The sequence below is a fragment of the Stenotrophomonas sp. AGC87 genome (genome assembly GCF_057333975.1).
In genome coordinates this window covers 84,622-98,177 of sequence record NZ_JBHFHW010000033.1, presented here as the reverse complement: position 1 = coordinate 98,177, position 13,556 = coordinate 84,622, and the positions used below count along the sequence as shown (strand labels likewise).

Sequence of the window (13,556 nt, the reverse complement as noted above, 5' to 3'; positions counted from 1 at the left end):
GAGACCTTCCTTTCGACAGCAGAAACAGTACAGCGGAACCAGCAGCGGGGGTCAGCCGCTCACGGTGGCCTTCCGCCCCGGCACCGCGCCCGCCATCCCGGAGAGAAGGACGGGGACGGGCGCGATAGCGGTGGCGGAAGACGCAGCACGGTCAGAACTTGTAGCGCAGGCCGAGGTAGTACTGGCGGCCGGTGTGGGTGTAGCGGTCCGGCAGCGACAACGCCGAATCGACATAGCGCTCATCGGCGGTGTCGAGCAGGTTGATCGCCTCGAAGGTCAGCGAGAGATTCTTGTTGACCTTGTAGGACATGTTGAAATCCACGTTCTCCACGCTGTACTTGCCCTGCACATCGGCCGTAGCGAACTGGTTACCGTCCAGGTCCCACACGTTCTCCTGCGACAGGATGGTGCTGATGTACGCGTCGCGGTAGCTGGTGGAGACGCGGGCGCTGAAGCGGCCGTCGTCGTAGTACAGCGTGGCGTTGTACGAGTTCGGCGAGAGGTTCAGCAGGTCGTTCTCGGTGTACGTGGTGACGATCGTGCTGCCGGTGCCGGAGCTGAACATGTACTTGATCTTGGACTCGACGTGCGTGTAGTTCAGCTGCACGCCGAAGTTCTTCCAGACGCCGGGCAGGAAGCTGAAAGGCTGCTGGTAAGACACTTCATAGCCCTTGAGCGGGCCGCCCGGGGTGTTGAAGTAGCTCTGCACGTTGAACACCGTGTCCGGGCTGAAGCCGGTCGGCAGCAGATCCAGCGAGTAGCCCATGTCCGCCCACGTGGTGAGCAGGCGGGTGCGCTGCACGTAGCTCTCGATGTCCTTGTAGAACACCGCGGCCGACAGCAGCGCGCCTTCGTCGAAGTACCACTCCGCGCTCAGGTCGTAGTTGGTCGAGCGGAACGGATCCAGCTTGGGGTTGCCCAGGTTGATCGAGTAGCTGCGGTCGTCATCGAAGTACGCGGTGGGACCACCGCTGACGCTCGGCGACAGGTTGGACAGGGTCGGGCGGGCCATGGTCTTGGCCGCGCCGAAGCGCAGCACGAAGGTGTCGCTCAGGTCCCAGGCCAGGTTCAACGAGGGCAGCCAGTCGTCGTACTTGTGGCCGACCCGGGTGCCGACCTGCAGGCGCTCGCCCGGATCGGCGGTGGCGCTGGCCACGCCGAAGAACGGCTCGCAGGCCGAGGACAGATCGTTCGCGTTGGTGGCCGTACACGGCGCATAGCCATCGGCAGTGATGCGGGTCTGCACGTAGCGCACGCCCAGGTTGCCGCGGAACGCGCGGCCCAGCAGGTCGGTGTTGAAGTCCAGCTGCAGGTAGCTGCCGTAGCTCTTCTCGTTGACGTCGAAGTTGTTGTTCGATGCCCCGAAGTGACCGACGCTGGCCAGGCGGTAATCACCGCCGAGCGTGCCGGTGTTGCAGTTGCAGTAGATGTCCAGCAGCTTGGCGATCTGGTTGAAGTCCGGCACCAGCCAGGCGTTGGGCAGGTTGCCGTCCATGCCCTTGCCGAAGCCGCTCAGCGTGTTGCTCAGGTCGCCCACGCCCACACCGGCCGGCAGCGCCTGCGACAGGCGCCCGTAGCTGATGTTGCGGAACTCCTGCGTGCTCATGTCGTAGTCCTTGTAGGCCAGACCGCCGCGCAGGGTGAAGGTGGGGTTGATGTTGAACGTGAGGTCGACCTTGGCCGTATCGAAGGCGTTGTCGACGTACTGCGGGTTCAGACGCACTTCGCTGATGTTGCCGCCGCGCGCGGTGCCGTTGGCATTGACCGGCGTGCTGCCGTAGCCCAGCCACTTCCAGTTATCCACGGCGTTGAGATCGAACGGGAAGGACATCGCCGGCACCTTGCCGTTGCGCATGTCCAGCACGAAGCCATCCAGGTTGCTGTTGTCGAAGCTGACCATGGAGAAGACGGGCCGCGCGTAGTTGGATTCGGAGTGGCCGATCACCGCATCCAGGCGCACCGCGTCGTTGAAGCGATGTTCCAGGTTCAGGCTGAACTGCTTGAACTCGGTGCTCTCTTCGATCGCGGTGGATTCAGTGCGGAAATCCACGTTGTCGAACACGCCGTAGGTCAGGCGGTTCTGCTCATCGGCCTGCGCTTCGCGGACCACGATCTGGGTCTTGCCGCCGTACTGCGCGGTGCGGTGCAGGTTGGCGCCGATGGAATCTTCGCGCACGTTCTTGTCGAGCTTGGAGTACAGCATGTCCAGGTTCAGCTGCGTATCGTCGCTGACCTTGAACTGCAGCGCGCCGGTGACGCCGAGGCGCTCGATCTCGTGTTCGGTGCGGATGTAGCGCGGGTAACGCGGGATCCAGGCGTTGGTCGCGGTCTCGTAGGCGGCGATGTTCTCGGCCGTCGCAGCGGGGCGGTCCAGGCCGGGGCCGCAGTGGGTGGCATCGATGCCGTAGCTGCCCCAGCCATTGCTGCGCGCCTGGTTGGCGGCGCTGCCGACACCGGCGGCGGTCTCATTGGCCAGCGGATTGCGCGGCGTCTGCGGGTTGTAGCCGGCCGGACTGCAGAAGCCGTAGGTGCCGTTGTTGGCCGCGGTGCTCTGGTTGGAGTTGCGGTAGTTGCCGTGCTCCCAGCGGACCGGGTTGTAGCCTTCTTCGAAGATGGTGCGCTTGCTGTAGGCCACCGACATCAACGCACCCACCCGGCCATCGGCCCAGGTGTTGCTGATCAGGCCGGAGATGCGCGGATCCTTGTTCTTGGACAGCTCGTTGTAGCCGTACTGGCCACCGAGCGAGGCCTGGAAGCCCTCGAAATCGAACGGGCGCGAACCGCGCAGATCGACCGTGGCACCGAGCGAGCCCTCGTCGGTCTGCGCCGACTGGGTCTTGTTGATCTTGACCCGGCTGAACAGCTCCGAGGCGAAGGTATTGAAGTCGAAGCCGCGGCTGCGGTTGACGCCGGTGGTGCCGCTGCCGGCGGTGGACAGCGCTTCCAGACCGTTGATGCGCACGCGGGTGAAATCCGAGCCCAGGCCGCGCACGGAGATCTGCTGGCCTTCGCCGCCTTCGCGGTCGATCGAGACGCCGGCGATGCGCTGCATCGACTCGGCCAGGTTCAGATCCGGGAATTTGCCGATGTCTTCGGCGTAGATCGCATCGACCTGTTCAACGCTGTAGCGCTTTTCATCCAGCGACTGCTGCAGGCTTTCGCGGTAGGTCGCCTTGACCTCCACTTTGTCCAGATCCACTGCATTGAGCGAGGCGGCCGCTTCGGGCGTCTGCTGCGCCGCGGCGATGCCGGCCACGCTCTGCAGCGCGAACGCGATCGAGACCGCAAGCAAGGTAACCGGTGTCTTTTTACGGGTGTCGAGTCGATCCATCGTGTGTAACCCCCTCCCAGGGTGCGCCGCCATGCGACTTTGATATTGATGAGTCATGACGTCCGGCCTCCCCCGGAGCGTCTGTCGCGCATTACCGCGTGACACCGCTGGTCATCCGAAACGTAACAAACCCTTCACGGGGCGGCATCTTGCGCCGCAGCAGCGTGCGTGTGCTGGCGAGGGTCGGGGATGGCAACGATGGCGGCGTGCGCGCAGCCGGCGGCGTGATCGCTCACGCCGCCGGTGGGTACTGCCGTTGAATCAGAACTTGTAGCGCACGCCCAGCAGGAACTGGCGGCCGGTTTCGGTGTACTGCAGCGGCAGCTGACCGGTGGCCGGCGAGTAGACCCACTCGTCGGAGGCTTCGTTGGTCAGGTTGATGCCTTCCAGGCTCAGTTCAAGCTGGTCGCTGATCGTGTAGCGGATCGAGGCATCGAGGACCGTGGTGCCGGTCATCCCGTGGTAACCGTCGAGGTTGAAGCCGGTTTCCGTACCCGGTGCCTGGGTCAGGTAGTCATCGCGGTTGGTCGCCGAGACGCGGCCGGAGAAGACCTTGCCTTCGTAGAACAGCGTGGCGTTCCAGGAGGACTTGGACAGACCGGTCAGGTCGGTCTTCATCACCGGCTGGCCCGCGGCGTTGAGGTACTGGATCTGCGATTCCACCCAGGTGTAGTTCAACTGCACGCCGAGGTTGGACCACTTGCCCGGCAGGAAGGTGAACGGCTGGGTGTAGTTCGCTTCCACGCCGTGCAGTTCACCACCCGGGGTGTTGACCGGGCGGCTGTAGGTGAAGTCGTCGGCGGGCGAGGCACCGGTGCCGATCAGCAGCGAGGCAGGCAGGCCGCTGTCGGAGTACGGACGCACTTCGCGGGTGGTCTGCACAAAGCTCTCGATGTCCTTGTAGAACAGGCCGATACCGGCCATCGCGCCTTCGGCGAAGTACCACTCGAAGCCGAGGTCGACGTTGGTCGCGCGGATCGGCTCCAGGTCCGGGTTGCCGCTGGAGATGGTGCGTGCACCACCGGCCACGGCCACCGTCGCGCCCGGGGTCAGGCTGCCCAGACCCGGGCGGCTCATCACCTTGGCCGCGCCGAGGCGGATCAGGAAATCCGGGGTGACTTCGGCCACCAGGTTGAACGAGGGCAGGGTGTCGTTGTAGGTGCGGTTCTCGGTGGTGGAGACCGTACCGGTGGCCAGCGTGGACAGGCCGGTGGAGCTCTGCTTGGTGCGCACGTAGCGCACACCCACGTTACCCGACAACGGCAGGCTGCCCAGTTCGGTGGAGAACTCGCCCATCAGGTAGGCACCACGGTCCTTCTCTTCGACGCTGCGCACGTTGTTGGCGCGCGGGGCGACGGCGAAGATGCCGCTGTTGCTGTAGATATCGAACTGATCGGCAATCGCGTTCAGATCCGGAACCACCCAGTTGGACGGGCTGCCGTTGATGCCCTTCAGCCCGGCCTGCGCGGTCATGTCCACCGGCACGATCTTGGTGCCATCGGCGAAGTTGGGCACGGCCAGTTCGCTGGCACGGCGCAGCTCGGTGGTCTTGAAGGTGTAGTCCTTGGCGAGCACGCCGCCCTTCAGGCGGAAGCCGGGGCTGATGTTCCAGTTGAAATCCAGCTGGCCGGTATCGAAGTCGTTGTCCACGTACTGCGGGCGCAGACGGATCTCGGCCAGCTCCCAGCCCGCCGGGTTGGTCGGGTCGATGCCGTAGTTCAGCGTCGGGAACCGGCTGTTGCCCCGGTAGTCGTAGCTGTAATTGTCGACGTCGTACTTGTCCATGATGATCGTGGTCTGCACCGGGTTCTCGTGCTTGGAGCGCGAGATGCCGACCTTGCCGGACAAGGTGAAGTCATCACCGAAGCGGTGCTGGCCGTTGAGGCTGAGCTGCTTGAACTCGGTGCTCCACTCGTCATGGCGGTTCTCGGTGCGGATATCGACATTGTCGAACTCGCCGTAGACCAGCGCGTTGTTCTCGATCACGCCGTTCTTGACGATCATCGCCGGCTTGCCGACCAGGCGCGGCGTGGTGCTGGTGCCACGGCTGAAGGAGATCGCCTCGATGTAATGCTCGTCGCGGGTGGCGTCGATCTTGGAGTACAGCGCATCCAGCGAGAACTCGGTGGCGTCGCTCGGCTTCCACTGCAGGGTACCGGTCACGCCCAGGCGCTTCTGCTCATGTTCCATCTGCACGTAGCGCGGGAAGCGCGGGTGGTAGACGTTGGCCGAACGCGCCGCAGCGAACGGCGAGGCCGCATTGAAGTTGCCGTTGCTCGGGCCGTTGGCCCAGCGGCCGGTGTTGGAGCCCTCTTCCATCGCCTGGCGCTCGGAATAGGCCACCGACAACAAGGCACCGAAGGTGCCGTCGGCGAAGGTGTTGGAGATCAGCGCGGCCATGCGCGGGTCGGCCTTTTCGGCCATCGCGTTGTAGCCGGCCTGGCCGCTGGCGGCGAAGGTGAAGCCGTCATAGTCGAACGGGCGCGCGGTGCGCAGGTCGACCGTGGCACCCAGCGAGCCTTCCTCGACGTCCGCCGAGGCGGTCTTGCGCACCAGCAGCTGCGAGAACAGGTCCGAGGCGAACACATTGAAATCGAAGCCACGGCCACGGTTGGTGCCGCCGCTCTGGTCACCGGCGCCGACGGTGGTCAGCGCTTCCATGCCGTTGATGCGCACGCGGGTGAAATCCGGGCCCAGGCCACGCACCGAGATGTTGCGGCCTTCGCCGGCTTCACGGGTGATGACCACGCCCGGGATGCGCTGCAGCGACTCGGCCAGGTTCAGATCCGGGAACTTGCCGATATCCTCGGCGACGATGGCATCGACCACGCCGGCTTCGCCGCGCTTGATGTCCAGCGCCTTCTCGACACTGGCGCGGTAGCCGGTGACGGTGACGGTATCCAGGTCGGTGGGGTTGGTGCCCGCATCCTGGGCCAGCGCGGTACCACTCAGCGCCAGGCCGATCGACAATGCGAGCAAGGTAACCGGTGTCTTTTTCTGCGTGTTCTGGACTTGCATGTTTTCCCTCTCCCAAGGTGCTACATGAAACAGCTATCCAACGACATGTCAGTGCAATGACACCGCTGGTCAGGGCGGACGTTAACAGCCCGTTACTGATCCGGCATCTTGCACCGCAGCAGACTTTCAATGTCCCGCAGACGCTTGCAGGACAATGGTTCCGACATTCGGGACAGGTGGACGGGGCGGCGTCCATCGCTAGAATGACACCGCTAGCCATTGCTGCTGGGCGTCCCTGCGGCGTTTGCGGCCCTCACAAGGATCCAGGACCATGAGTCGTGTTGTCTGTTTCGGAGAGTTGTTGCTGCGCATGAGCGCGCCCGGCCGTGAGCTGCTGCTGCAGCAGCCACAGCTGGTGGTCCACGCCGGTGGCGCGGAAGCCAATGTCGGTGTCTCGCTGGCCCACCTCGGGCATGCGGTGGCGGCGGTCAGCACGGTGCCGGCGAACCCGCTGGGCGAGTTCGCGCTGGGCGAGCTGCGCCGCCACGGCGTGGACACCACCGCCGTGCGACGCACCGAGGGCCGGATGGGCCTGTACTTCCTGACCACCGGCGCCGTACAGCGTGCCAGCGAAGTGGTCTACGACCGCGCCGACTCGGCCTTCGCCAACAGCAGCGCCTCCGACTACGACTGGGACACGCTGCTGGCCGGCGCCGACTGGCTGCACCTGTCCGGGGTCAGCCCGGCGCTCAACCCGGCCATGGCCCAGGCCACGCTGGCCGCGGCCCGTGCGGCGTGCGCGCGCGGCGTGAAGGTGTCCTTCGACGGCAACTTCCGCCCGTCGCTGTGGGCGCGCTGGCAGGGCGATGCGCCCGGCATCCTGCGCGAGCTGTTCGCCTGCGCCGATCTCGTCTTCGCTGACTACCGCGATATCGGCGTGGTGCTCGGGGGTGAGTTCAAGCAGGCCGAGGTGCGTGAGCGCGTCGATGCGGCCGCCGCGCAGGCCTTCGCCGCGTTCCCGCGGTTGCAGTGGATGGCCTGCACCCAGCGCACGCCGCACAGTGTGGACAACCACGCCCTCGGGGCGATGCTGATCGGCCGCGATGGCACCCGCGCGGTGGCGCCGACCCGCGAGATGCTCGGCATCGTGGACCGCATCGGCGGCGGTGATGCCTTCGCCGCCGGCATCCTGCATGGCATGATGCGCGGCTTCGCGCCGGACGCGATCGTGCGTTTCGGCCTCGCCGCAGGCTGCCTGAAGCACTCGATCCCCGGCGACTTCAACCCTGTCAGCGAGGCTGACATCATGGCCCTGACGGGCGAGGAGCGATTCGATGTCCGGCGCTGATCCGCGCGTACGCGCAGTCCTGAAACTGGCCCCGGTGATTCCGGTGTTCACCCCGGAAAACGTCGAGGATGCCGTCGAGGTCGCGCGCGCACTGTTCAACGGCGGCCTGCCGGTGATCGAAGTGACGCTGCGCACCCCGATGGCGATGGACGCGATCCAGGCGATGGTCGAAGCGGTGCCCGATGCCGTGGTCGGCGCCGGCACCGTGCTGACCGCCGCGCAGATGGAGAAGGTCAAGCAGGTGGGCGGGCGCTTTGCGGTATCGCCGGGCGCGACCCCGCGGCTGTACGCCGCCGCGCGCGATACCGATCTGCCGTTCCTGCCGGGCGTGGCGACCTCCTCCGAGCTGATGCTCGGTCTGGAGCACGGCCTGGATACCTTCAAGTTCTTCCCGGCGGTGCAGGCCGGCGGCGCGGCCATGCTGTCGGCATGGAATGGCCCGTTCGGCGATGTGCGCTTCTGCCCGACCGGCGGGATCAGCGCGCAGACCGCGCGCGATTTCCTGCACCTGCCCAACGTACTGTGCGTGGGCGGGTCCTGGCTCACCACGCGGGCGCTGCTGCAGGCCAAGGACTGGACCGGTATCGAGCAGCTCGCACGCGATTCGGCGGCGCTGGTCGGCTGAGCCCGCACGGCCTGCCGCCTCAGTGGCGGCGGGCTGTCGCACCAACCCGGCGGTACAGCGTGCTGCGGCTGATGCCCAGCGCGCGGGCCGCTTGGGCGACATTGCCGTTGCTCGCGCGCAGCGCATCGCGCATCGCGGTTTCGGTCATTGCCTCCAACCCTTCCGCGGTGGATGGCATGGCCGCTGCGGGCGCGGTCTGCAGATAGGCTGGCAGCATGCCGTGCCGGATCACCTCACCCGGATCACTCAGCGCCACCAGCGTGCGCAGGCACGAGCACAACTGCCGCACATTGCCTGGCCAGGCATACCCGGCCAGTGCCTCCAGCGCGGCGGACTCCAGTTGCCGGCCCTGGCCAAGGCGTTGCCACAGGCCCTGCACCAGGGCCGCACGGTCGGCATGCTCGCGCAGGGCGGGCAGACGCACGCTGTGATCGGCGATGCGGTAGTAGAGATCGCTGCGGAAGTCACCGGCGGCCATCGCCTGATCGAGATCGCGGTGGGTAGCGCAGATCAGGGCGAAATCCAATTGCACCGGCTTGCCGCCGCCCAGCGGTGACAGCGTACGCTCCTGCAACACCCGCAGCAGGCGCGGCTGCAGCGCCAGCGGCATATCGCCGATCTCATCGAGGAACAGCACGCCGCCCTGGGCTTGGCGCAGCAGGCCGGTATTGCCGCTCTTGCGCGCACCGGTGAAGGCACCTTCCTCGTAGCCGAACAGCTCGGCTTCGATCAGGCCTTCCGGCAGCGCCGCGCAGTTGACCGCCACGAACGGTCTGTCGGCACGCGTGCTGCGCCGATGCAGCTCACGCGCGAAGACTTCCTTGCCGGTGCCGGTCTCGCCCTGCAGCAGCACCGGCAGCTGCGCGTCCAGCACGCGGCAGGCGCGCTCGAGCACCTGCTGCTGGGCGGCGTCGAACAGGGGCGTGGCATCCACCCGCACCGCTGCCGCGGCGGCACGCGCGGGTGTGGCGGGGGCCGGACGCGCGGGCACCGGCGAGCGGACCGTGGCGCCGCCGGCGGGGCTCACGTGGCCGTAGAGCGCGCGTCCCTGGCGATCCACCAGCGCGCCATCATCGTGCAGCCGCGAGAGCGGACCATCGAACAGCGCCTCGTAGGGCGCCCTGCCGATGTCGCCGTGGTCCAGCCCGAACAGGGCCAACCCGGCACGGTTGGCGGCCACCAGGCGGCCATTGCGGAAGCCCAGCACGCCTTCGCGGGCGGTACCAAGCAGGCCGGCGTCGTGATGCAGGCGGACCACCTCGCAATCGCCCAGTCCCGCCTCGAAGTAGCGGTGTTCGATATGCGCTACCGCCTGCCGTGCCAGCACTCGGGCGTGCAGGTGCTGTTGGCGCGCGTCGCCGGAGATGTCGAGCACGCCGACGCGCTGCCCGTAGGGATCGAAGATCGGCGTCGCCGAACAGGTCAGGATCGCGTGCGGGGCGAAGTAGTGCTCGCCGCCACGCACCTCCACCGAGCGGCCTTCGACGATGGCGGTGCCGATCGCATTGGTGCCCACCGTGGTTTCATCCCAACGCACGCCGGGCATCAATGCCACCCGTCCGGCCTTGTCGAGGAAACCCGGGTTGCCCTCCGCATCCAGGATCCAGCCGGCTTCGTCGGTCAGCAGCGCGATGCTGCCGGTCGCCGCGATGTCGGCCGCCAGGCCGTCCAGCTCCGGCCGCGCCAACCGCCACAGCGTTTCCTGGCGCTGGCGCAGCTCGCGCAGGCGTGCGTCCGGCAGCGGCTCGCCCTCCGGCTGTGCATCCACCGAGAGCCCGCCGCGCTGGCAGCGCGGCCACGACTGCAGGATGGTGTCGGGCACGATGCCGACCGGCGCCGCGCCGCGCTCGAAAAAGGAGCGTCGCGCATTGCCGACACGGTGCTGGAGCGGGAGCTGGGACACCTGGATTCTCCAGTGTCGCAATCTGCGACAGTTGTAGCGGGGCCTGTTCCGATAAACACCACACCCGGCGTGACCGCGCAATGACCTGCCGTGGTGCACCGCATCAGTTTCCGAGCCCCGCTCCAATCGGCACGCCGGGTGACGCCTTGCCGCACTGCACCACACGGAACCTGGCATCGTCCTTGCGCCATGGAACAGACCCTTATCGGGCCTGTCCACCGCCATCCGGAGATGCACCATGAATGCCGTCACGTCCGCCAAGCCGCACGCCACCGACCCGCAGTCCATCTTCAAGCCGCGTTACGGCAACTACATCGGCGGGGAGTGGGTGGCGCCGCGCAGCGGCCAGTATTTCGAAAACACCACGCCGGTGACCGGCAAGGTGTTCACCGAGGTCGCCCGTTCCAATGCCGAGGACATCGAAGCGGCGCTGGACGCCGCCCACGCGGCCAAGACCGCCTGGGGCCAGACCTCGACCACCGAGCGCGCCAACATCCTCAACCGCATCGCCGACCGCATCGAAGAGAACCTCGAGCTGCTCGCCCATGCCGAAACCTGGGACAACGGCAAGCCGATCCGCGAAACGCTCAACGCCGACGTGCCGCTGATGGCCGATCACTTCCGCTACTTCGCCGGCGCGGTGCGCGCGCAGGAAGGCAGCCTGTCGGAGATCGACAAGGACACCATCGCCTACCACTTCCACGAGCCGCTCGGCGTGGTCGGGCAGATCATCCCGTGGAACTTCCCGATGCTGATGGCGGCCTGGAAGCTCGCGCCCGCGCTGGCCGCCGGCAACTGCGTGGTGCTCAAGCCGGCCGAACAGACCCCGGCGTCGATCCTGGTGCTGATGGAGGTGATCGGGGACCTGCTGCCCAAGGGCGTGCTCAATGTGGTCAACGGCTTCGGCGTGGAGGCGGGCAAGCCGCTGGCCTCCAACCCGCGCATCGCCAAGATCGCCTTCACCGGCGAGACCACCACCGGCCGCCTGATCATGCAGTACGCCAGCCAGAACCTGATCCCGGTGACGCTGGAGCTGGGCGGCAAATCGCCGAACATCTTCTTCGCCGATGTGATGGCCGAGGACGATGACTTCCTCGACAAGGCCGTGGAAGGCTTCGTGCTGTTCGCCTTCAACCAGGGCGAGGTCTGCACCTGCCCCTCGCGCGCGCTGATCCAGGAATCGATCTACGAGAAATTCATGGAACGCGCGCTCAAGCGCGTGGCCGCGATCAAGCAGGGCAATCCGCTCGATCCCAACACCATGGTCGGTGCGCAGGCCTCCTCCGAGCAGTTGGAGAAGATTCTTTCCTACTTCGACATCGGCAAGCAGGAGGGTGCCGAAGTGTTGATCGGCGGTGAGCAGGCCAAGCTCGAGGGCGACCTGGCCGGCGGCTTCTACGTGAAGCCCACGGTGTTCAAGGGCCACAACAAGATGCGTGTGTTCCAGGAAGAGATCTTCGGGCCGGTGGTCTCGGTGACCACCTTCAAGACCGAGGAAGAAGCACTGGAGCTGGCCAACGACACCCTGTACGGCCTCGGTGCCGGCGTGTGGAGCCGCGATGCCTCGCGCCTGTACCGCATGGGCCGCGGCATCCAGGCCGGGCGCGTGTGGACCAACTGCTACCACGCCTATCCGGCGCATGCCGCCTTCGGTGGCTACAAGCAGTCGGGCATCGGCCGGGAGAACCACAAGATGATGCTCGACCACTACCAGCAGACCAAGAACCTGCTGGTCAGCTACTCGCCCAAGAAGCTGGGCTTCTTCTGAGCCCGCCCCGGGCTTGATCCCGATCAAGGCGCCGGCATGAGGCCGGCGCCACAGTGCAGTGATTGGCAATCCACGGAGATCCACGCATGAACAAGACCATGAAGGCCGCTGTTGTCCGCGAGTTCGGAAAGCCGTTGCGTATCGAGGAAGTCGAGGTGCCGCGGCCCGGGCCCGGCGATATCCTGGTGAAGATCGAGGCCTGTGGCGTGTGCCACACCGACCTGCATGCGGTGGACGGGGACTGGCCGGTCAAACCCAACCCGCCCTTCATTCCCGGCCACGAGGGCGTCGGCCACGTGGTGGCGGTGGGTGCGGGTGTCAGCCATATCCGCGAAGGCGACCGCGTCGGCATCCCGTGGCTGTATTCGGCGTGCGGCTACTGCGAGCACTGCCTGGGCGGCTGGGAAACCCTGTGCGAAGCGCAACAGAACACCGGTTACTCGGTAAACGGTGGTTTCGCCGAGTACGCGTTGGCCAACGCGGCGTATGTCGGCCTGCTGCCCAAGGGCGTGGGCTTCATCGAGGTTGCGCCGATCCTGTGTGCCGGCGTGACCGTCTACAAAGGCCTGAAGGTCACCGATACCAAGCCGGGCCAGTGGGTGGTGATCTCCGGCATCGGCGGGCTCGGCCACATGGCCGTGCAGTACGCCAAGGCGATGGGCCTGAACGTGGCCGCAGTGGATATCGACGACGGCAAGCTCGCCCTGGCCGAGCGGCTGGGCGCGACGATCACCGTCAACGCGCGCAACACCGATCCGGCCGCGTTCCTGAAGAAGGAGATCGGCGGGGCACACGGGGCGCTGGTCACCGCGGTCTCGCCGAAGGCCTTCGAGCAGGCACTGGGCATGGTCCGCCGTGGTGGCACGGTCTCGTTGAACGGCCTGCCGCCGGGCAACTTCCCGCTGGATATCTTCGGCATGGTGCTCAACGGCATCACCGTGCGTGGCTCGATCGTCGGTACCCGTCTGGACCTGCAGGAATCGCTGGAGTTCGCCGAGCAGGGCAAGGTGGCCGCGACGGTCACCAGCGATTCGCTGGAGAACATCAACGACATCTTCGCGCGCATGCAGGCCGGCAAGATCGAAGGCCGCGTGGTGCTGGACATGAGCGCGTAAGCACACGGCGCGCTGCCGACCCATCGGCAGCGCCTGTTTCACGGTAGTGCCGGCCGCTGGCCGGCTCGGAGAGCCCCGATCATGACCGACCTCCCGCTCCAGGTGATGGCCACGCTCCCGGCCCTGCAGCTGATCGAGACACTGCAGGCCCGCCACGGCGACCTGCTGTTCCACCAGTCCGGTGGCTGCTGCGACGGCTCCTCGCCGATGTGTTTCGCCCAAGGCGATTTCATCGTGGGCGACCGTGACGTGCGCATGGGCGAGATCGGCGGGGCGCCGTTCTACATCAGCCCCGCGCAGTTCGAGTACTGGAAGCACACCCAGCTGATCATCGACGTGGTGCCCGGCCGTGGCGGCATGTTCTCGCTGGAGAACGGCGAGGGCGTGCGTTTCCTGGTCCGCTCACGCTTGTTCAGCGATGAGGAGTTCGCCCAGCTCCAAGCCGCCGGCCGGGTCTGAAATTCCCTGCGGCAACCCGTCCATAATGGCGGCTCTCCCGCCGTGACGC

Annotated in this window: 8 protein-coding genes; 5 read left to right on the top strand and 3 right to left on the bottom strand. The window is 66.5% G+C overall.

Going from position 1 to position 13,556, the window contains the following annotated elements; translation table 11 throughout:
- Positions 1–151: 151 nt before the first annotated feature.
- Both ACE026_RS13910 and ACE026_RS13905 read right to left on the bottom strand, forming a co-directional pair.
- On the bottom strand, positions 152–3,331 hold the full coding sequence (locus ACE026_RS13910) for a TonB-dependent receptor (RefSeq protein WP_486039431.1): 3,180 nt from the start codon (positions 3,329–3,331) through the stop codon (positions 152–154).
- A 261-nt stretch (positions 3,332–3,592) separates the two neighbouring features.
- On the bottom strand, positions 3,593–6,349 hold the full coding sequence (locus ACE026_RS13905; RefSeq protein ID WP_486039430.1) for a TonB-dependent receptor: 2,757 nt from the start codon (positions 6,347–6,349) through the stop codon (positions 3,593–3,595).
- A gap of 271 nt (positions 6,350–6,620) precedes the next feature.
- Between ACE026_RS13905 and ACE026_RS13900 the strand changes: the two genes are divergently transcribed.
- Entirely contained in the window at positions 6,621–7,637 is a 1,017-nt protein-coding gene (locus ACE026_RS13900; RefSeq protein WP_486039429.1) for a sugar kinase, read from the top strand.
- Positions 7,624–8,262 (top strand): bifunctional 4-hydroxy-2-oxoglutarate aldolase/2-dehydro-3-deoxy-phosphogluconate aldolase, encoded by a 639-nt coding sequence (eda, locus tag ACE026_RS13895; RefSeq protein WP_346493611.1) that lies wholly within the window; start codon positions 7,624–7,626, stop codon positions 8,260–8,262. The genes ACE026_RS13900 and eda overlap by 14 nt, the downstream gene beginning before the upstream one ends.
- 19 nt (positions 8,263–8,281) lie before the next feature.
- Here the strand turns inward: eda and ACE026_RS13890 are convergent, their stop codons facing one another.
- Positions 8,282–10,165: a sigma-54-dependent Fis family transcriptional regulator gene (locus ACE026_RS13890; protein WP_486039428.1), complete on the bottom strand. Its 1,884-nt coding sequence runs from the start codon at positions 10,163–10,165 to the stop codon at positions 8,282–8,284.
- Between the two features lie 238 nt (positions 10,166–10,403).
- Here ACE026_RS13890 and adh point away from each other — a divergent pair, with 238 nt between their 5' ends.
- The 3 genes from adh (at position 10,404) to ACE026_RS13875 (ending at position 13,507) form a co-directional block, all read left to right on the top strand.
- A complete protein-coding gene (gene adh / locus ACE026_RS13885) occupies positions 10,404–11,933 on the top strand; it encodes an aldehyde dehydrogenase (protein ID WP_486039427.1) in 1,530 nt (509 codons plus the stop codon).
- Positions 11,934–12,019: 86 nt separating this feature from the next.
- Complete coding sequence (adhP, locus tag ACE026_RS13880) at positions 12,020–13,048, top strand: alcohol dehydrogenase AdhP (protein WP_046272245.1); 1,029 nt, start codon at positions 12,020–12,022, stop codon at positions 13,046–13,048.
- An 81-nt stretch (positions 13,049–13,129) separates the two neighbouring features.
- Complete coding sequence (locus tag ACE026_RS13875) at positions 13,130–13,507, top strand: DUF779 domain-containing protein (protein ID WP_121043783.1); 378 nt, start codon at positions 13,130–13,132, stop codon at positions 13,505–13,507.
- Positions 13,508–13,556: the final 49 nt, after the last annotated feature.